14 protein-coding genes are annotated in these 18,723 nt (G+C 71.8%); 2 read left to right on the top strand and 12 right to left on the bottom strand.

Going from position 1 to position 18,723, the window contains the following annotated elements; genetic code table 11:
• The first annotated feature begins 334 nt into the window (after positions 1-334).
• Positions 335-547: a DUF3073 domain-containing protein gene (locus EW117_RS01065; RefSeq protein ID WP_129783089.1), complete on the top strand. Its 213-nt coding sequence runs from the start codon at positions 335-337 to the stop codon at positions 545-547.
• A gap of 60 nt (positions 548-607) precedes the next feature.
• Here the strand turns inward: EW117_RS01065 and purM are convergent, their stop codons facing one another.
• From purM to EW117_RS01020, 9 genes are all read right to left on the bottom strand, one after another.
• Entirely contained in the window at positions 608-1,717 is a 1,110-nt protein-coding gene (gene purM, locus EW117_RS01060) for a phosphoribosylformylglycinamidine cyclo-ligase (RefSeq protein WP_129782858.1), read from the bottom strand.
• A 43-nt stretch (positions 1,718-1,760) separates the two neighbouring features.
• Positions 1,761-3,308 carry an amidophosphoribosyltransferase gene (gene purF, locus EW117_RS01055; protein ID WP_129782857.1) on the bottom strand — a complete coding sequence of 516 codons (1,548 nt, stop codon included), beginning with the start codon at positions 3,306-3,308 and terminating at the stop codon, positions 1,761-1,763.
• 58 nt (positions 3,309-3,366) lie between these two features.
• Positions 3,367-3,672 carry a hypothetical protein gene (locus EW117_RS01050; RefSeq protein ID WP_129782856.1) on the bottom strand — a complete coding sequence of 102 codons (306 nt, stop codon included), beginning with the start codon at positions 3,670-3,672 and terminating at the stop codon, positions 3,367-3,369.
• Positions 3,673-3,790: 118 nt separating this feature from the next.
• Positions 3,791-8,353, bottom strand: a complete 4,563-nt coding sequence (locus EW117_RS01045; protein WP_129783087.1) for an ExeM/NucH family extracellular endonuclease — start codon at positions 8,351-8,353, stop codon at positions 3,791-3,793.
• A gap of 399 nt (positions 8,354-8,752) precedes the next feature.
• On the bottom strand, positions 8,753-9,127 hold the full coding sequence (locus tag EW117_RS01040; protein WP_129782855.1) for a sterol carrier family protein: 375 nt from the start codon (positions 9,125-9,127) through the stop codon (positions 8,753-8,755).
• A gap of 84 nt (positions 9,128-9,211) precedes the next feature.
• The gene (locus EW117_RS01035) at positions 9,212-11,374 is read right to left on the bottom strand and encodes an RNB domain-containing ribonuclease (protein ID WP_340641061.1); all 2,163 of its coding nucleotides are present in this window, start codon (positions 11,372-11,374) and stop codon (positions 9,212-9,214) included.
• Between the two features lie 48 nt (positions 11,375-11,422).
• Positions 11,423-12,385, bottom strand: coding sequence for an endonuclease/exonuclease/phosphatase family protein (locus EW117_RS01030; protein WP_129782854.1), 963 nt, complete (start codon positions 12,383-12,385; stop codon positions 11,423-11,425).
• Positions 12,386-12,502: 117 nt separating this feature from the next.
• Positions 12,503-14,842 carry a phosphoribosylformylglycinamidine synthase subunit PurL gene (gene purL, locus EW117_RS01025; protein WP_129782853.1) on the bottom strand — a complete coding sequence of 780 codons (2,340 nt, stop codon included), beginning with the start codon at positions 14,840-14,842 and terminating at the stop codon, positions 12,503-12,505.
• 184 nt (positions 14,843-15,026) lie between these two features.
• The gene (locus EW117_RS01020) at positions 15,027-15,896 is read right to left on the bottom strand and encodes a glycoside hydrolase family 16 protein (protein ID WP_129782852.1); all 870 of its coding nucleotides are present in this window, start codon (positions 15,894-15,896) and stop codon (positions 15,027-15,029) included.
• Between the two features lie 222 nt (positions 15,897-16,118).
• On the opposite strand from EW117_RS01020, the gene EW117_RS01015 reads away from it, so the two are divergent.
• On the top strand, positions 16,119-17,042 hold the full coding sequence (locus EW117_RS01015) for an EamA family transporter (RefSeq protein ID WP_129782851.1): 924 nt from the start codon (positions 16,119-16,121) through the stop codon (positions 17,040-17,042).
• A 16-nt stretch (positions 17,043-17,058) separates the two neighbouring features.
• Here the strand turns inward: EW117_RS01015 and EW117_RS01010 are convergent, their stop codons facing one another.
• Genes EW117_RS01010 through EW117_RS01000 form a run of 3 tightly spaced genes read right to left on the bottom strand, consistent with a single transcriptional unit; the run spans position 17,059 to position 18,529 of the window.
• A complete protein-coding gene (locus EW117_RS01010; RefSeq protein WP_129782850.1) occupies positions 17,059-17,601 on the bottom strand; it encodes a GNAT family N-acetyltransferase in 543 nt (180 codons plus the stop codon).
• Entirely contained in the window at positions 17,598-18,155 is a 558-nt protein-coding gene (locus EW117_RS01005) for a hypothetical protein (RefSeq protein WP_129782849.1), read from the bottom strand. Before EW117_RS01005 ends, EW117_RS01010 begins: the two co-directional genes overlap by 4 nt.
• Positions 18,152-18,529, bottom strand: coding sequence for a hypothetical protein (locus EW117_RS01000; protein ID WP_129782848.1), 378 nt, complete (start codon positions 18,527-18,529; stop codon positions 18,152-18,154). Before EW117_RS01000 ends, EW117_RS01005 begins: the two co-directional genes overlap by 4 nt.
• Between the last annotated feature and the right edge of the window lie 194 nt (positions 18,530-18,723).

The raw sequence follows: 18,723 nt of genomic DNA, 5'->3' as shown, positions 1-18,723 counted from the left end.
TCTGCAAAGCATCGGCGGCGTCTGCTCCGTGCGCACGAGGCAGACGCCCCGACCGGAGCCCTGCGGTCTCGACCAGGACGCGGCAGTCGCCAGCGTGCGGCAAATCACTTATCAAGCACTGGCCAAGCACTGGACGGTGTGGGGCGCGATGCCGGGCGCCGTGGCGACTCCGAACGATCCGAATGTCACATCGGAGGATGGGACGAATCACGTCCACGGACTGGAAGAAACGCCGTACCAGCATGTAACGTTGGAACCTGGACAGACGAAACGCTACGGGGCCGCACGTCCATGCACGGTGCCGCCCCGCTCCTACGTTGAGGGGGTCGGAGCCATGGGCCGCGGCCGTCAGAAGGCAAAGCAGACCAAGGTTGCTCGCGCGCTGAAGTACTACAGCCCGGACACCAATTATCACGCCCTCGAGCAGGAGCTCAGCGGGGACTCTCACACGGATGTTGCGACAGAGTCGCGGTGGGAATCCTCGGAGGACGAGGAGTACGACAACAGGTACTCCGACTGGGCAGAGCAGGACGGCAACACACGCTGAGGGTGCCGGCGCGTTTGCGCCGGCCCCGCGTCCGGTCCTCGGCCAGGCCCTGCCACCGCGTCAGACGCGGTAGTCGTTCACCAGCCTGACCGCTCCGCCGGACACACCCTTTGTCCCCGCGACCAGGTCTTCCTGCGCCGCGGCGGCATTCAGTGTGTCGACGCTTCCGAGTGTCCACGCGGGTACACCCAGCGTCGAGAGCCGTGCGAGTGCTGCGTCAGCACCGTCCGCGCCGACGACCGCCACCATGCCCACGCCCAGGTTCAGCGTGTTCTCCAGGTCCCGGTTCGGCACGCCGCCCAGCTCCCGCACCATGCGGAACACCGCCGGCACGTCCCAGGACGCCCGGTCAACCGTAGCGACGAGGCCCTCCGGGAGCACCCGTGCCAGGTTCGCCGCGAGCCCGCCGCCGGTGACATGGGTGAACGCGTGCACCTGTGCGGCCTCGTCCGCCGCGAGAGCCAGGCAGTCCGAGGCGTAGACGCGGGTCGGCTCCAGGAGCTCCTCGCCCAGGGCGCGGCCCAGCTCGTCCACGTGCCGGTCCAGCGACCAGCCCGCGTGCTTGATCACCGCGCGCACCAGGGAGTAGCCGTTGGAGTGCAGGCCGCTGGATGCCAGAGCGATCAGCACGTCGCCATGCTGGACCCGGTCCGGGCCCAGCACCTTGTCGGCCTCCACGATGCCCGTGGCGGCGCCTGCGACGTCGTACTCGTCCGGCTCCAGCAGACCCGGGTGCTCTGCCGTCTCGCCGCCCACGAGGGCGGTGTCCGCCACCTCGCAGGCCTGGGCGATACCGCGCACGATATCCGCGATCCGCTCCGGCACGACCTTGCCCGTGGCGATGTAGTCGGTCATGAAGAGCGGCTTGGCCCCCATCACGACGATGTCGTCCACGACCATGCCCACCAGGTCGAACCCGATCGTGTCGTGCTTGTCCATCGCCTGAGCGATGGCGACCTTGGTGCCGACGCCGTCCGTGGACGTCGCCAGCAGCGGCGCGCGGTAGCCCTTGAAGGCCGACAGGTCGTAGAGGCCGGCGAAGCCGCCCACGCCCCCGAGCACGGCCGGACCCTGCGTGCGGCGCACGGCGTCCTTCATGAGCTCGACGGCCTTGTCGCCCGCCTCGGTATCAACGCCGGCGGCGGCGTACGTCAGGCCTTCGGATGTCACTGGTACTCCAAGGAGTGATCGGTGCTGGTGCAGCAGGGTGTGGTCACGGATGGTCGAGCGCGGTCGAGCCGCCGGTGCTCACGGCGAGCTGCTTGAGCCCGTCCTCGGGCGGGCCGAGCGGCAGCTCCGCCTGCTCGAGGAGGTGCTTGCCCAGCTGGTCGTCCGGAGGCAGCTCGATCGGGTACTTGCCGGTGAAGCACGCCGCGCAGAGCTGCGAGCTGGGCTGTTCCGTGGCGGCGATCATGCCCTCGGTCGTGATGTAGCCGAGGCTGTCGGCGCCGAGCGACTGGCCTATCTCGTCCACGGCCAGGCCGTTGGCGATGAGCTCCGCCCGCGACGCGAAGTCGATGCCGTAGAAGCAGGGCCACTTCACCGGCGGCGACGAGATGCGTACGTGCACCTCGGCGGCGCCCGCCTCCCGCAGCATGCGGATCAGGGCGCGCTGGGTGTTGCCGCGCACGATCGAGTCGTCCACGACGACGAGGCGCTTGCCCTTGATGACCTCGCGCAGCGGGTTGAGCTTCAGGCGGATGCCGAGCTGCCGCAGCGTGTCGGACGGCTGGATGAAGGTGCGGCCCACGTACGCGTTCTTCGTGAGGCCCTGCCCGAACGGGATGCCGGACTCCGCCGCGTAGCCGACGGCGGCCGGGGTGCCGGACTCCGGCGTCGGGATCACCAGGTCGGCGTCGACAGGGTGCTCGCGCGCCAGCTGGCGACCCATCTCGACCCGCGCGGCGTGCACGGAGCGACCGTTGATGGTGTTGTCGGGCCGGGCCAGGTACACGTACTCGAAGACGCACGCGGCGCGCTCGGCCTGGGCGAAGCGCTCCGAGCGCATGCCGTCGGCGTCGATGCAGATGAGCTCGCCCGGCTCTACGTCGCGCACGTAGGAGGCACCCACGATGTCGAGGGCCGGGGTCTCGCTGGCGACCACCCAGCCGCGGTCGAGGCGGCCGAGCACGAGGGGACGCACACCCTGCGGGTCACGCGCCGCGTACAGGGTGTTCTCGTCCATGAAGACCAGGGAGAACGCGCCGCGCAGGCGCGGCAGCACCTCGAGGGCCGTGGCCTCGAGCGTGTGGTCGGCGTCGCCCGCGAACAGCGCCGTGATGAGAGCGGTGTCCGTCGTGTTGCCGCGGGCGAGCTCGCCCCGGCGCTGCGCGCCGTACCGCTCGGCCACGAGGTTGACGAGCTCAGCCGAGTTGGTGAGGTTGCCGTTGTGGCCGAGGGCCACCGTGCCCGACGCCGTGGCGCCGAGCGTGGGCTGGGCGTTCTCCCAGGTCACGCCACCGGTGGTGGAGTACCGGCAGTGCCCGACGGCGATGTGGCCGGTCAGGGCGTTTAGGGCTGTCTCGTCGAAGACCTGGGAGACGAGTCCCATGTCCTTGTAGACGAGGATCTGCTCACCGTTGCTGGTGGCGATGCCCGCGGACTCCTGTCCGCGGTGCTGGAGGGCGTACAGACCGAAGTACGCGAGCTTGGCGACCTCCTCGCCGGGTGCCCAGACCCCGAAGACGCCACATGCGTCCTGGGGGCCCTTCTCGCCGGGCATGAGGTCGTGGTTGAGTCGGCCATCTCCGCGCAGAGGCATGTTCCGAGTATCCCATGCGGCCGGATCGAAGTCGTCAGCCCGGCCTGTGACCTCTGTGTCAGCGCCCGCGCAGGCTCCGGCGGTCCGCGAGCACCGCGAACAGGCCGGCCAGGAGGGTGGTCACCATCGTGACGAAGGCCGTCAGCACAGTGATGTACACGCCCGGTTTCATCATCGCCGCCCCGGAGGGCGAGTTCACGAGGTAGAGCGACAGGCCCAGCCCGAGCACGATCCCGATCAGCGCACCCGTCCAGAAGAACGCCTTGTAGCGCGGGGCGCGGCGCACGCTGGCCGGGTCGATGACGTCGCGCACGTCCACGTCCACGTCGTCGGCGGAGTCGCTCGGTGCCTGGGTTTCACTCACGAAACCAGAGTACGCACCCCTGTCGCCGAAGTAGAACCAGGGCGAAGTAGAACTGCAGCGCACCCTTCACGGGGTGCGCTGCAGTTCTACTTCGCTGCAGTTCTACTTCGCCCTGGTTCTACTTCGGCGAGATGAGCTTCCAGGGGCTGCGCTTTCCTACGCCCGGGATCTGGAGGATCGTCGGGCGGGTCGCCTCGTAGACCGAGCCCTGGTAGGTCACCTGGTCGCCCCACCAGTAGAGCTTGAACGGCCGCCACGCCGGAGCCTCGGGCTCCTCGGGCGCAGCCGCCTCGACGGTCACCGGTAGCCGGACCGTGGTGCCCGACGGCGACGCCTGCACCAGGAGCTGGTACGCACCCGCCGCGGTCCCGGCCGGGATCGTGACCGACGCCGACGTCGCGCCGTCGGTCACCGTGCCGGTGCCGAGGGAGACGCCTTCCGCTGCCGCGCCGCCCACCGGGACCAGGAAGGTCTCGACGGCGGTGTTCTGCGGCGAGCCGAGCGACGTCAGGTTCAGGCCCGACAGGCTGACGTCGGTCGAGGCGCCCGCCTGCACGGTGCCCGGCAGCGCCGGGGTGACCGTGCGGGTACGGGCGAAGCTCGGCGTGATCGGGGAGGAGCTCTCCAGGTAGGAGATCCACGCCTCGCGGTCCACGAGGCCCGAGTCGCGTCCGTTCGTGCCCTCGGTGAAGACCCGGAAGTTGTCACCGCCGGAGATCAGGAACGAGAACGTCGCGACGCGGTACTCCGCGGCCGGGTCCACCGGCACGCCGTCGACGGTGATCGACGAGACGTTGTCGCCGGGCGTCGCGTTCGCGTCCGCCGTGGAGACCGTGTACGAGACGTTGTCCGACAGCCCCAGCGCCAGGTACGGGCGCGAGGGACGGTTGCCGTTGACGTCCGTCTGCCACTGCTGTTCGAGCAGCGTGTCGAGCTGCGCGCCCGTGAGGGTGATCGTCCACAGGTTGTTGACGAACGGCAGCACCGCGTTGGCCTCGGCGTAGGTGATGATGCCGTCCTCGCCGAAGTAGAGCTCGTTGCGCAGACCGCCCGGGTTCACGACGCCGATGTCGGCGCCGCCCCGGTCGTCGCTCGCGAGCGAGTCCCGCAGCGAGTTCGCGACGAGGTTTCCGAGCGCCGACTCCGACGCACGGTCGTCACGGTTGCCGCCGGTGTAGACGCCGTCCGTGTACGAGCCGCCCGCGAACGCGGTGGTGACGTCGGCCGTCACCTCGCCGATCGGCTGCGCGCCGATCTTCTCGGCCTCGGCCAGTGCCGCGTCCACGATCGTGTCGACCTTGGCGACCACCGGGTAGTCGGCGATCAGCTCGTCGGCCGGGGTGCTGGTGCGCGCGACGTTCTCAACCGTGTAGTCGGTGACGTCGAACGACTCCGTGTCCACGGTCAGTGACACGTGGCCCAGGAACTCGCCGTAGTTGCCGGTCTGGATGATCGGCCGGGTCTCCCCCACGGCTCCGGGGACCGGTGCGTCCCACGCGTACTTCTTGTGGGTGTGGCCGGTGAAGATCGCCTCGACGCGCGGGTCGGTGTTCTGCACCAGGTCGGCGAACGGGCCGCCGGCGGCGACCTCCTCCTCCAGGGACGAGCCGTCGGGCGTACCCGCGCCGGCGCCGTCGTGCGCGAGGGCCACGACCAGGTCGGCCTCGCCGTTCGCGGCGTCACCGTCGAGCAGCTCGTCCGTGACGCGGTTGATCGCCTCGACCGGGTCGCCGAACTCGAGCCCCTCGATGCCGGACGGCGTGACCAGCGTGGGGGTCTCTTCGGTGACCACGCCGACGAAGCCGACATCGACGCCGTTGACCGGGACCACCTGGTACTCCGGCAGGGCCGGCTCGCCGGTGGCCCCTTCGTAGACGTTGGCGCCGAGGATGCCGAAGTCGGACGCGGGCACGACGCGGTCCGTCAGATCCGTCATGCCCTGGTCGAACTCGTGGTTGCCGACCGCAGAGGTCTCCAGGCCCAGCGCGTTCAGCACGTCGAGGGTGGGCTGGTCCTGCTGCAGCGCGGAGGCGAACAGCGAGGCCCCGATGTTGTCACCGGCCGAGACGAAGGCCGTGCCATCGGGGTTCTGCGCCCGCAGCTCCTCCACGGTGCCCGCGAAGTTCACGGTGTTCTGATCGATGCGGCCGTGGAAGTCGTTGATGGCGACGAGGTCCAGGTCGACCGAGCCGGGCTCGGTGCTCGTCCCGGCGAGGTCCAGGCCCACGAGGACCGGGTCGTGGTCGGAGGACCGGAACGGCGTCTCGTCGTAGAGGATCGACGCGTTGTAGTTGTACCGGCTGTACTCGTTCGCCACCGGCTCGTACGCGTTGATGTTCCAGATGTCGGTGCCGGTCACCAGGTCCGCGGCGGCCGGGGAGGCGAGCACGTGGTCGAGCGAGCCGACCATGCCGTCGAAGTTGTAGGTGTACTCACCCGTGCTGGGCCCGAGGTCGGTGTAGCCGGCGTCGGTGAGGACCTTGATCGGGTCCTCCTGCTCGTAGGCGTTGAAGTCGCCGACCAGCAGCACCTTGTCGGTCCCCGCCGCGGCGGCCTGGGCCTCCGCGAAGGTCGCGAGCGCCGTCGCCTGCCGCGTACGGGACTCGTTCGAGGCACCCTGGCCGTCGCCCTGGTCCGGGTCGCCGGGCCACGGGCCGGCCGAGCCCTTGGACTTGAAGTGGTTGGCGACCACGAGCACGTCGTCGCCGGCGTCAGCGGCGCCACCCACGGGCTGGAACGCCTGGGCCAGCGGCTGGCGGGCGTTCTGGAACGCCTCGTCGCCGACCAGGATGGTCGAGTCGCCCACCGGCTCCGCCGTAGCGGTCCGGTAGATGAACGCGTTGCGGATGACGTCCTCGGCGTCGGGCACCTCTGCCGGCGAGGCCGCGTACGCCCAGGTGCCGGCACCCTCCGCCACGTTCAGCGCGTCCACCAGGTTGCCCAGGGCCTCGTCCCGGGGTCCGCCCAGGGCCGCGGTGTTCTCGATCTCCAGCAGCGCGACGACGTCGGCGTCGAGCGCCGAGATCGCCGCGACGATCTTGGTCTGCTGGCGCTGCAGGTCCTCCTCCTCGGCCGCGCCGCGGGCGTCACAGCCGCCCGAGACGGTGACCGGGTCGCCCGCGCGGTCCGTGTAGTAGGTGCAGCCCGCGAGCTCGTCGCCCGTGGTGCTGAAGTAGTTCAGCACGTTGAACGTCGCGACCTGGAGGTTGCCGCCGACCTCGGCGGGCGCGTCCTCGCGCGTGTTCTCGAAGGTCGCGGGCTGCACGGCGTCGGCAACGGAGGGCGTCAGCTGGGACGTCGGCTGGAAGCCCCACGCGTCGTACCGGTAGTCCAGCACGACAGGACGGGTGAACGTGACCGCGGCGCCCACGCGCAGCGGCGCGCCGCCGGTCAGGTAGGGCAGCGGCTTCGACTTGTTGGCGGTCGAGTTGTAGTTCAGCGACGACCCGTCGTCGAGCAGCACGCCGCGGGCCGCGTTGTCCGCGACCTGCGCGTCGTACTCCGCCGACCCGGGCCGGCCCGCCGTCGTGGGCTGGACGAGCGGGCTGTCGCCGGCCGCCAGGCCGACCGTGCCGTAGTAGTTGGTGTCGTAGTTGTCGGTCACCGTGAAGGAGCCCTGCGGCGCGAGGAGCATGCCCTCGAGGGCCTCACGCTCGGCCGCGGTGGCGGGCCAGGCGGTCGCCGTCGGCTCGACCGCTGCGGGCTCGTCCAGGACGGTCCAGCCGCCCGACGACGGGGTGAGCTCCGTCAGCCCGTTGAACTCGGAGACCGTGCCGGTCACTTCCACGTGGTCGCCGGCAGAGAGGTTGGCGGCGGCCACCGCGGAGAACACGAAGAGGCCGTCCGACGCGCCGGGCGTCGGATCGTCGCCACCACCGGTGCCGGCGGTCTGGACGTAGAGGCCGTTGAATCCGCCGGTCGCATAGACGGCCGTGACGACGCCACGCGTCGTCACCGTCGCGCCCGCGAGCGGCGAGGCGTCACCGGTGCCCTGGATCTCGGCGATCGGGGTGACCTCGCCGGGCTCGGTCGGCTCCGACGGGGTGGGGCTGGGCTCGGGCTCCGAGCCCTCACCGTTGCTCGGGGTCACCTCGGCGGTGAACACGAAGTCCGTCGAGTTGTCGCCCGCTTCGCCGGTGCGCTCCAGCGACCCGACGACGCCGGTGCCCTGGCCGGCCGGGCCCGGAGCGGTCTCGAACGTGTCGGCCGTGCCGTAGCCGAGCAGGTCGACGACGCCCGCGGCGCCCTCGGCCGGCACGGAGCCCTTGGCGGGCGTCACAGCTGTGGCCTGCGAGGCGAGTGCGACCACGCCGGCCGTGCCGCTCGGGTTGAGGCTGCCGATGGCGTCGGGCGTGGGGAGCGGCTCGCCGTTGGCGGCGTTCGACGCACCCTGCACCAGGTAGTGCCCGCCGGCAGCGATGGTGCCGCTCAGCGCGGTGATCCCGGAGAAGGACGCGCCCGTGGCGGACTTGTACTGGACCGACCATCCGTCAACGCTGACCGGCTGGTTCGTCGGGTTGTAGAGCTCCACGAACTTGTTCCGGTACGGCTGGCCGGAGCTGCCGCCCACGAGGTATGCCTCGCTGATCACGACGTGCCCGGAGTCCGGGCCGTCCTCGGTGGCGGCGGGCGCGGCGAAGGCCGCCGTCGCCGGCACGGCCAGCGCTGCGGAGAGCGCCACTGCGACCGCGGCCCTGCCATGGGATCGGGGGTGCGGTCGCTGGGACCGGAGCGTGCTGGGTCTCACGCTGACTCCTTCTGCAATAGCCGACCGTAGGTCGGGGTGGAGTGCCCTGCTGCTGGACGTCTTGTTCGGCGGCGTCGCCGCGGCCGAGCGCGTATCAGGCGCGAGCAGTCCGGCACGGGCGCAACCAACCAACCACTGCATCGTGAACCGGCGGTTACGGCCCGACACCCGCCCGGAAAACTGACGTTCCCGCACCGGGTGAACCTGCCCGCAACCGAGCCACGAGATCGTCGCTGAGGCTAGCGGGTGTCACTGACATCCGCTGCCCCGCACACGCCGACGATGTCCGGTTCACCCTGTAAGGAGCCGAGGCGCCGGCTCGGGGTCCAGCCCTCACTCCGCCGGGCGTTCGACCGTCAGCGGCAGCAGGTAGGAGATGTCGGAGCGCTCGCCGGAGGCGCGCACCCGGCCGTCCGCGACGGCGTCCGCCCAGGCCACGGTGCCCGTGGCGAGGCCGAGCCAGGTGTCCGGATCGGTCTCGACCACGTTGGGCGGCGTCCCGCGCGTGTGCCGCGGCCCGGCCACGGCCTGCACCGCGCCAGCAGGCGGCACGCGCACCTCGACGGAGTTGCCGGGCGCCCGGTCGGCCAGCTCCTCCAGCGTGTAGCGCACGGCGGTGGTCACGTCCCGGCGCTCCGCCTCGCCCTGCGTCCACGCGGTGACGGCGGTGCGCCCGGCGGCCGGATCGGTCCGGCGCCGCGGGGGCACTACCGGCCCGCCAGGAGGTCGCCGCGCCGCGTCCGAGCGGCGGGAACAGCATCGATCATGGGGCAAGTATCGCGGACCGCCGCGTCAGTAGCGGTAGGCGTCCGGGGCCCGGCCCTCGACGGCGAGCAGGTCCGCCGCCACGACCACCGGCAGCTCGCGCGACGCCACTGCCTGGTACTCCGCCCCGTACATCGCGTCCGTGAGCGGGTCCAGCCCCACCGCGGGGACCGGCTGCGAGAGCGGTGCGAGCCGTCGGGGCGACGGCGCGTGCCGCGGCCACGGCTCCGAGAGGGGCACCTCGTCCCTGACCTGGGGCCGCACGGGCCGCCTGATCGGCGGGTAGCCGACGCCGTGCCCCGGATGCGACGGGACGGGGGCCGCCTCGGCCGAGGCCGCCGCGCCGACGTCCGGGACCTGCCGCGGGGCAAAAGCGGGCTCCGGGCGGACCTGCGCGGCCTGGCGCCGTCGGGGAACCGGACGAGGGCCGGGGCTCGGACTCGGCTCGGGCTGCGGAGTCGGCTCCGGTCGTGGAGTCGGCTCCGGTCGCGGGGCAGGCTCCGGCCGGGCAACCGGCTCCGGGTCCGCCGTCGCCCCGCGCCCCCGGCGGGACTGCACCACCGCCCCGTGCGCAGGGAGCGGACCGTCGGCAGGGGGCGTGAACGGCGCGGGCGGAGCCGCCTGGTGCGAGGTGTCCGTCGGCGAGCGCCTCCCCGTGGTGGACCGACGCCCATCGCGCTCGGTGGTGCCGGTTCGGCGAGCCACCTGGTAGTCCGTGCTGCCGTCGAACAGCGTGAACATGACCCGCCGCGCGGCGACGTCGGCCTCGGCCAGGGTGACCTGCACCTCGTCGCCCAGCGGGAGGCGCGGCCCCGTCACACGGGCACGGACGGCGGGGTCCTGCAGCACCACCTGGCCGCGCTGCACCTCCTTGGTGTCGTCGTCGACGTCGACGACGACACCGTGGAACTGCTCACCCAGCCGGTCCGCGAGCAGGGACGCCTCGACGATGTCGACGCACTCGCGCTCGAACGACGAGGCTCGGCGCCCGGTCTCGGCCATGACCCGGGGCAGGTGGGGCATGGCCTCCAGCACCCACGCGGGCACGGGTGTGCCGGCGGAGATGGCGAGGCAGATCTCGGTCGTGTAGCGGTCGACCAGCCGCCGCAGCGGGGCGGTGACGTGCGCGTAGTCGGCGGCGATCGCGGCGTGCCGGGTGTGCTCGGGCGCAGGCACGACGGCGCCGGTCGGCCCGGTCATCCCGAACGAGATGTACCCGGCGCCGCGGAACAGGGTTGTCGCCTCGTTCAGGAACGCCGCGTGCTCGGGGATGCGCGACACGAGGGTCGGGACCAGGCGCGCGTACGGCAGGGTGTCCGGCCAGTCGATCTGCAGGGCCCGGGCCGTGCGGCGCAGCCGGGCCAGGTCGCGCGGATCCGCCTCCGGGAGCATGCGCAGGATGCCCACGCCCGCCTCGCGCATGAGGTGCGCCGCCGCGATACCCGTGAGCAGCGAGATCTGCGCGTTCCACTCCTCGACCGGCAGGGTGCGCCGGAACGACAGCGTGTACGTGCCGTCCTCGCGGCGCTCCACCTCCTGCTCGGGCACCTCCAGCGAGACGCCGCCGCGGGCGAGCTCGAGCGACTGGCGCAGGCGCCCGACGTCGGCCAGCAGCTGCAGCGACTCGCTCGCGGTGCCGGCGTCGAGGGTGGACTGCACCTCCGCGTAGGTGAGCCGCTCCCGGCTGCGCACGAGCGCCCGCTCCAGCGCCGCGCCGGTGATGATGCCGCGCGAGCTCAGGGTGACCGTCCACAGCACGGCCGGCCGGTCCTCCTCGGGCAGGAGGCTCGCCGCCCCCTCGGACAGGATCTTCGGGTGCAGCGGGGTGCGCGCGTCCGGCCCGTAGACCGTCATGCCCCGCTTGCGCACCTCCATGTCGAGGGCGCCACCCGGCGTCACGAAGGCGCCCAGGTCTGCGATGGCGTAGTGCACCACGTAGCCCTCGCCGGACTGTTCCACGTGAACCGCCTGGTCCAGGTCCTTGGAACCGGGCGGGTCGATGGTCACGAACTCGATGTCGCGGCGGTCGGTCCGGCCCGCTGAGAAGTCCTGCTCGACAGCCGCCCGCGCCTCCTCGAGCACGTCCTGCGGGAACATCGCGGGCAGGCCGACCTCGGCGCGGAGCGCCGCGAGGGCACTGCTCACGTCGGCGGGGGCGGCGGGCGCGAGGCGCATCTGACGAGTCGGCACAACTGCGAACATAAGCCGGTTCCGCGCTCCCCGCGCGGTGTCGCTGTGCTATTCCACGACGACGGTCGCCAGGAGCGCCCGGTGGTCGGTGCCGGGAACCTGCATGGAGACGACGTCGGAGACCGGCATGTCCTTCTCCACCACCACGTGGTCCAGCGCGAACAACGCGGGTACCGGGTTGCCTTCGGGCCAGGTCACGGTCGGTCCGGCGCCCCATTCGCGTGTGGCGTCCACGAACCGTGAGCCGAGCACCTCACGGAAGCTGGCGTGGTCGTAGGTGGCGTTGAAGTCGCCGGCCATGATCTGCGGCGTCTCGTCCGCGTGGACCTGGTCCGCGAGCTCGACGAGCTCGGTGCGCCACGTGGTGGTCTCCGCGAGCATCGGCGGGTAGGGATGCACCACGGTGACCCGCACCTCGGTGCCCCCGACGTCGACGAGCGCGGACGGCATCGCGAAGCTCGTGCCCCGTCCCTGCTCCTCGTCCGTCAGCGGCATCGACGCCCAGAGGCCGCTGCCCGCGGGGCTGTCCACCACGGGGACCGTGAGGCTGTGCGCCAGCAGGTCGTCGAGACCTGCATCGACCAGGGCCACCTCGAAGTCCGGGGTCAGCTCCTGGACCGCGAGCACCTCGACGTGCTGCGACTCCACCAGGTCGACCACCGTCTCGGCGTCGGCCTCCCCGTAGCGGGCGTTGAGCGTCATGACGCGCAGGGTGCCGACGTCGGCCGGATCGGCTGCCGTGGAGCTCTCCGGCGGGACGAAGAAGGGCGCCGTCCAGTACACGAAGCCGGCCAGCGAGGCCGCCAGCAGCAGCGTCAGCACCCAGCGGCGGGAGAAGAGCGCGATGATCAGCAGCGGGAGCGCCACCAGCGCCGCCCACGGCATGAACGCGACGATCTGCGGCAACGGGATCACGTTGTCGAACGGGAGCACCCTGGCGAACGCCACCAGGAACAGGGGGATCGCGATGATCCAGAGCACGACGGAGAGGAACCCACGGACAAATCGCACCCCCGGACCCTACCGCTCCGGGGCGGTTCCATCGTGGTCGGCAAAAGGTCAGGTGATCGGCAGTCCGGACTGCCGATCACCTGACCTTTCGCCGACCGCCCGCGGCGGCGCCGGGGCTCAGCCGAAGATGCGCGGGAGCGTGCCCTCGAACGCCTCGCGGGCCTCCGCCAGCGGGATCTCGAACTGGCCTTCGATCACCACGGCGTCGCCACCGGTCGTGCCGAGCCGCAGCACGGGCACGTCGGCGCCCTCGGCGAGGTGGGTCAGCTCACCCTCGTGCTCGGGGTCGACGGCGACGATCACGCGGCCCGTCGACTCCGAGAACAGGGCCACGAACGGGTCGACCTTGTCGCGGCCGGTCACGCCCTCGAGCGCCACCGACGCGCCGACGCCGAAGCGCAGCGAGGCCTCCAGCAGAGCCTGGACCAGGCCGCCCTCGGACAGATCGTGCGCGGCGGCCGCGAGGCCGGTCTTCCGCGCCTCCACGAGTGCCGAGGCCAGCGCCTTCTCCGCGGCCAGGTCCACCCGCGGCGGCAGGCCGCCGAGGTGCGAGTGCACGACGTCGGCCCACGCCGAGCCGTCGAGCTCGTCCCGCGTGGTGCCGAGCAGGAGGAGCGACAGCCCCTCGGTCTGCCAGCCGGAGGAGAGCGCGGTGCTGACGTCGTCGAGCACACCCAGCACGCCCACCACGGGGGTGGGGTGGATCGACGAGTCGATCTGGCCCGGCTCGCCGGTGCCGTTGTAGAGCGAGACGTTGCCACCCGTGACCGGAACGCCGAGCTCCTGGCACGCGTCGGCGAGGCCCTCGATCGCCTCGACGAGCTGCCACATCGAGTCGGGGTGCTCCGGCGAGCCGAAGTTGAGGCAGTCCGTCACCGCGAGCGGCGTGGCGCCGGACGTGGCGACGTTGCGGTACGCCTCCGCCAGCGCCAGCGCGGCACCCGTGCGCGGGTCGAGCTTGCCGTACCGGCCGTTCGCGTCGGTCGCGAGCGCGACCCCGAGCCCGGTGGACTCGTCGACGCGGACGACTCCGCCGTCGTCGGGCTGGGCGAGCGCCGTGTTGCCCTGGACGAAGCGGTCGTACTGGTTGGTCACCCACTCCTTGGACGCGAGGTTGGGCGAGGCCAGCAGCGTCAGCGCCGTCTCCCGCAGCTCGGCGCCGGACGCCGGGCGAGCGAGGCCTGCCGCCGTCGTCGAATCGGCCTGGAGCTCGTCCTGCCAGGACGGGCGCGCGTAGGGCCGGTGGTACACGGGCCCCTCGTGCGCCACGGTCTTCGGGTCCACGTCCACGATCCGCTGGCCGTGGTGGTCGATCGTGAGCCGGCCGGAGCCGTTGACCTCGCCGATGACGGCGGTCTCGACCTCCCACTTCTTCGTGATCGCGAGGAACGCGTCGAGCTGGTCCGGCCGGACCACGGCCATCATGCGCTCCTGCGACTCCGACATGAGGATCTCGCCGGCGTTCAGCGTGGGGTCGCGCAGCAGGACGTCGTCGAGCTCGACGTGCATGCCGCCGTCCCCGTTCGAGGCGAGCTCCGAGGTGGCGCAGGAGATGCCCGCCGCACCGAGGTCCTGGATGCCCTCGACGACCTTGGCCGAGAACAGCTCCAGACAGCACTCGATGAGGACCTTCTCCATGAAGGGGTCGCCCACCTGCACGCTCGGGCGCTTGGCGGGGACGCCGTCCTCGAACGTCTCGGACGCGAGGATGGAGGCGCCGCCGATGCCGTCGCCGCCCGTACGGGCGCCGAACAGCACCACCTTGTTGCCGAGGCCGGTGGCGTTGGCGAGGTGGATGTCCTCGTGCCGCAGCACGCCGAGGCAGAGCGCGTTGACCAGCGGGTTGCCCTGGTAGGAGCCGTCGAAGACGAGCTCGCCGCCGATGTTCGGCAGGCCCAGGGAGTTGCCGTAGCCGCCGACGCCGGAGACGACGCCGTGCACGACGCGCGCCGTGTCCGGGTGGTCGACGGCGCCGAAGCGCAGCTGGTCCATGACCGCCACGGGGCGCGCGCCCATCGAGATGATGTCGCGGACGATGCCGCCCACGCCGGTCGCGGCGCCCTGGTACGGCTCGACGAACGACGGGTGGTTGTGCGACTCGACCTTGAAGGTGACGGCCCAGCCGTCTCCGATGTCGACGACGCCGGCGTTCTCACCGATACCGACGAGGAGGTGCTCCTTCATCTCGTCGGTGACCTTCTCGCCGAACTTGCTCAGGTGCACCTTCGACGACTTGTAGGAGCAGTGTTCGCTCCACATCACGGAGTACATCGCGAGCTCGGCCGCGGTGGGGCGGCGGCCCAGGATGTCCTTGATGCGCTGGTACTCGTCCTCCTTGAGTCCGAGCTCACCGTACGGCTGCACCTCGTCGGGGGTGGCCGCGGCGATCTCGACGGTGTCCAGTCTCGGAGCGTCGAAATTCGGGCGGGAGGGTGCCTGGAACGCGGGCGCGGTCATGTAGTTCCTCGCGTGCGGGGTAGGTTTCTGGGCGCCGAAGCGCCCCGCCAGTCTACGACGGGTCACGCACCAGAGCGGTCCCACCGCCGTCGGACGCCGTGACCGCCCGCCGCCAGAACCCCGCTACATGTCAGACGCACCGGTCACGGGAGTGACCTGTGCGTCTGACATGCCGGTGTGCCGGTCAGAGCTGGGAGTCGTACACACGCACGTAGTCGACGACCATCTGCTGCGGGAACTGGGTGGTGCCGTCCGGGTTGCCCGGCCAGTTGCCGCCGACGGCGACGTTCAGGATGAAGAAGAACGGCTGGTCGAACACCCACGGGTTTCCGCCCGTGTCGGCGGTGGTACGGGTCTGGTAGGCCACCCCGTCCACCGACCAGGTGATGGACCCGGGGGACCAGTCGATCGCGAACGTGTGGAACGTGTCGGCGAACGACCAGCCCTGCGGGTGGGTGTACGCGGCACCGATGCCGTTGCCCCCCGAATAGCCCGGGCCGTGCAGGGTGCCGTGCACCATGTGGGGCTCGTAACCGACGTTCTCCATGATGTCGATCTCGCCGGAGTCGGGCCACGGGGTGTTCGGGAACTGGCCGCCGAGCATCCAGAACGCGGGCCAGATGCCTTGCCCGCGCGGGATCTGGATGCGGGCCTCCAGGCGCCCGTACCGGGGCTGGACCTTGCCCTTGGTGGTCAGGCGGGCCGAGGTGTAGCCACCGCCGTCCTGCCGGGCGGTGATGACGAGGTTCCCGTTGCCGTCCAGCGCCGAGTTGTCCCGGGAGTCCGTATAGGTCTGCAGCTCGTTGTTGCCCCAGCCGCCGCCACCGGTCTCGTGGTTCCAGTTGGCTGGGTCGGGGGCACTGCCGGCGGCGCCGTCGAACTCGTCGGACCAGGTCAGCGCGCCGACGGCGGCGTCCCGCGCGGGCGGTGCGGAGCCGCCGTCGGGCGCCTTCGGGGCCGCCGCGGAGGCGACGAGCGAGGCGGACAGGACGAGGGCCGCGGCAGCAGCCGCCGTGCCGGTGGTGCGGATGGTGCGGTGTCTCGTGCTACGCATCGGACGCTCCTTCGCGAACATGTGTCTCCCGTGGCACACGCTGCGTCGCGGGAGTGCGGTCGATCGCACTGGCAATTGTCAGGAGACGCTACTTTTCACCCGATCCGTGGAACAAGATCGGGAAAACACGTAGTCAGCGGCACTCGACCGTTCAGTCCCGCTGAACACTCGACCAGAGATACTCGCTGGACGTACAGGGTTGCTCCGGCCGACGATGACCGCATGCCCCTGCGCCACTCGCTGCTCGCCGTGCTCGTCATGATCATCTGGGGCGCGAACTTCCTCGCGATCGACCTCGGCGTCGGCGACGTACCGCCCGTGCTGTTCGTCGCGATCCGCTTCGTCGTCGTGCTGGTCCCGGCGATCTTCCTGGTGCCCCGCCCGGCGGCCGGATGGAAGGACGTGCTGGTGGTCGGGCTGTTCCTCAGCCTCGGCCAGTTCGCCCTCCTGTACACGGCGATGTGGCTCGGCATGCCGCCCGGCCTCGCCTCGCTCGTGCTCCAGGCGCAGGTGGTCCTCACCGTCCTGTTCGCGACGGTCGCGCTCCGCGAGCGCCCCACGACGCCGCAGCTCGTCGGGGTTCTGCTCGGTGCGGTGGGCCTGGTGATCGTCGGGATCGGCCGGTCGGCGGCGACGCCGGGGCTCGCGTTCCTGCTCACGATCGCCGCCGCGGCGTCGTGGGCGACCGGCAACGTGATAGTGCGGCGGCTGGGTTCTGCGACGCAGGCGGCCGGCACCCGGCAGAGCCCGCTGGCCGGTCTGTCGATGACAGTGTGGTCGGCGCTCGTGGTGCCGGTGCCGATGTTCGCGCTGGCCCTGGTGCTGGACGGCCCGGCCGCCGTCGGCTACTCGCTGACGCACCCGACCTGGGCCGCCGTGCTGTCGACCCTGTACACCGCGTGGCTCGCGAGCCTGGTGGGCTACGGCGTCTGGAACACGCTGCTGGACCGGTACCGGGCGAGCGCGGTGGTGCCGTTCACGATGCTGGTGCCGGTTGTCGGAATGACCGTGGCCTGGCTCGTGCAGGGCGAGGTGCCCAACGGGGCGGAGGCCGGCGGGGGCGTGCTGCTCCTGCTGGGCGTGGCGATCACGTCGGGGCTGCTGCGGTGGCCGCGCCGGCCGGGCTACAGCCCCCGGACGTCGTGACAGCAGCAGGACGTCGTTACAGCTCCAGCACGTAGCAGAGCAGGCCCACGCCCGGCACGGGCGTCCAGTCGCGGGCGGGTTCGCGCACGAACCCGAGCCGCTCGTAGAGCCGGTGCGAGCCGTGGGCGACGGTCTGGGTGGAGAGCACGACCCGCAACGTCCCCGCGCCGCCCGCGGACCGCGTCCTGGCCGCGCGGGCCAGGCACTCCCGCATCAGCGCGGTGCCGACGCCCCTGCCCTGGGCGTCCGGCGCCACGCCGAGCATGCGGATCTCCGCCTCGCCGTCCCGGGCGATGTCAGCCATGGGGCCGCCGTGCGGCACGAAGGTCACGCCACCCACCACGACGCCGTCGGCCAGCGCCACGATGATCTCCGCGGCAGCCGCGCGGCTCGCGACGTCCCGCAGGACGTCAGCGTAGAAGACGGCGTCGGGCGCCTCGAGCTGCCCGTCCGCGAAGAACGCCTCCGCGACGATCTCGCCGACCGCCGCGTACTCCGCGGGCTCCGCGTCCCGCACCTCGATGGCCCGTCCCGTAGCGGCCCGTCCTTCGATGCTCATGCGTGCACGGTAGGCCGTGCCTCTGACATTGCCCGGGTCGTGCCCCCGGAGACGCCCCGGGGCGCCGTCCGCGAGCGCCTGCGGCCTCCTGGCTTGTACACGGAGAGCAGGGTGGCCACGGCGAGCATGGTGAGCGACACCGCAGGCGGGAACACGAGGTTCGAGAGGTCGGTGGCCGGGACCTGGCCGGCCTCGATCGCGACGCCGGCGGCGCCGACGTCGGCCATGCCCGGTTGCAGCGCCACGACGATCAGGACGCACAGCAGCACGTTCATCACGAGCTTGACCGCCACCCACCAGTAGCGCACCAGGCCCCACTTGGTCGCGAGGCCGAGCAGCACGCCCGAGCCGAGGCAGACGAGCCCGGAGATCAGCATGGGCGCAACGACGAACTCGGCGAGGGCGCGCAGGGCGAGCCCGCGGGCGGCGTCCGAGCCGCCGGCGAGACCCACCCCGACGAGCACGGCGACGAGCACGTCGATGCCGATCCACGCCCCGGACGACACGATGTGCACGGTCAGCACGGCCTTGCGGGCGCGCGGTGCCAGCTTCACGGTGTCACCTCCCCCGCGGAACGGGCCGGCCCCGTCCGGGACGGGCGCCGCACCACGAGCACCGTCCCCGCCGCGAGCGTCGCAAGCACACCGACGACACGCAGGGCCGTCCCCGCACCCAGCAGCGGCTCGGCGAAGCCGAGGTTGCCGAGGCTCCCGGTCGCGACGACGCCCGCGGCCTCCGCGAGCGCCACGACCACGGCGACGACCGCGGGCCAGGTCCGGGTGCGGAACACGGCGAGCAGCACCGCTGCCACGACCATGAGCACGACGGCCGGCGGCACGATCGGCGCCGGCGCGCCGCCCGCCCGTGCCACGTAGATGCCGATCGTCGCGACGACGAGTCCGGCGATGGCGACTCCCCTGAGTTTCATGGTCCTGTCCCTCCTCGGACGCCGGGCGGCGTCCACGGTCCCAGCGTCCCGGCCCCGGTCCGGCGGGGGATCGGCCGTGGGACGGCACTCGGCCTGCGCCGCCCGACGTCGCCGGGCGGCGTCGCCTACGTCCGGGTGCGTACACCGGCATACGGCGCGCGGGGGGTGACGCCGGGTCCGCCGTCGGCCACAGT

It is taken from the genome of Promicromonospora panici (assembly GCF_900608595.1).
Taxonomy (GTDB): domain Bacteria; phylum Actinomycetota; class Actinomycetes; order Actinomycetales; family Cellulomonadaceae; genus Promicromonospora; species Promicromonospora panici.
Note: the sequence above shows the minus strand (reverse complement) of the source record. Positions and strands in the feature narration are given on the sequence as shown.

Coding starts and splice junctions, on each gene's coding strand:
- EW117_RS01065 (WP_129783089.1), top strand. CDS start 335: ATGGGCCGCGGCCGTCAGAAGGCAAAGCAGACCAAGGTTGCTCGCGCG.
- purF (WP_129782857.1), bottom strand. CDS start 3,308: ATGCCTCTGCGCGGAGATGGCCGACTCAACCACGACCTCATGCCCGGC.
- purL (WP_129782853.1), bottom strand. CDS start 14,842: ATGACCGCGCCCGCGTTCCAGGCACCCTCCCGCCCGAATTTCGACGCT.
- EW117_RS01020 (WP_129782852.1), bottom strand. CDS start 15,896: ATGCGTAGCACGAGACACCGCACCATCCGCACCACCGGCACGGCGGCT.
- EW117_RS01015 (WP_129782851.1), top strand. CDS start 16,119: ATGCCCCTGCGCCACTCGCTGCTCGCCGTGCTCGTCATGATCATCTGG.
- EW117_RS01010 (WP_129782850.1), bottom strand. CDS start 17,601: ATGAGCATCGAAGGACGGGCCGCTACGGGACGGGCCATCGAGGTGCGG.
- EW117_RS01000 (WP_129782848.1), bottom strand. CDS start 18,529: ATGAAACTCAGGGGAGTCGCCATCGCCGGACTCGTCGTCGCGACGATC.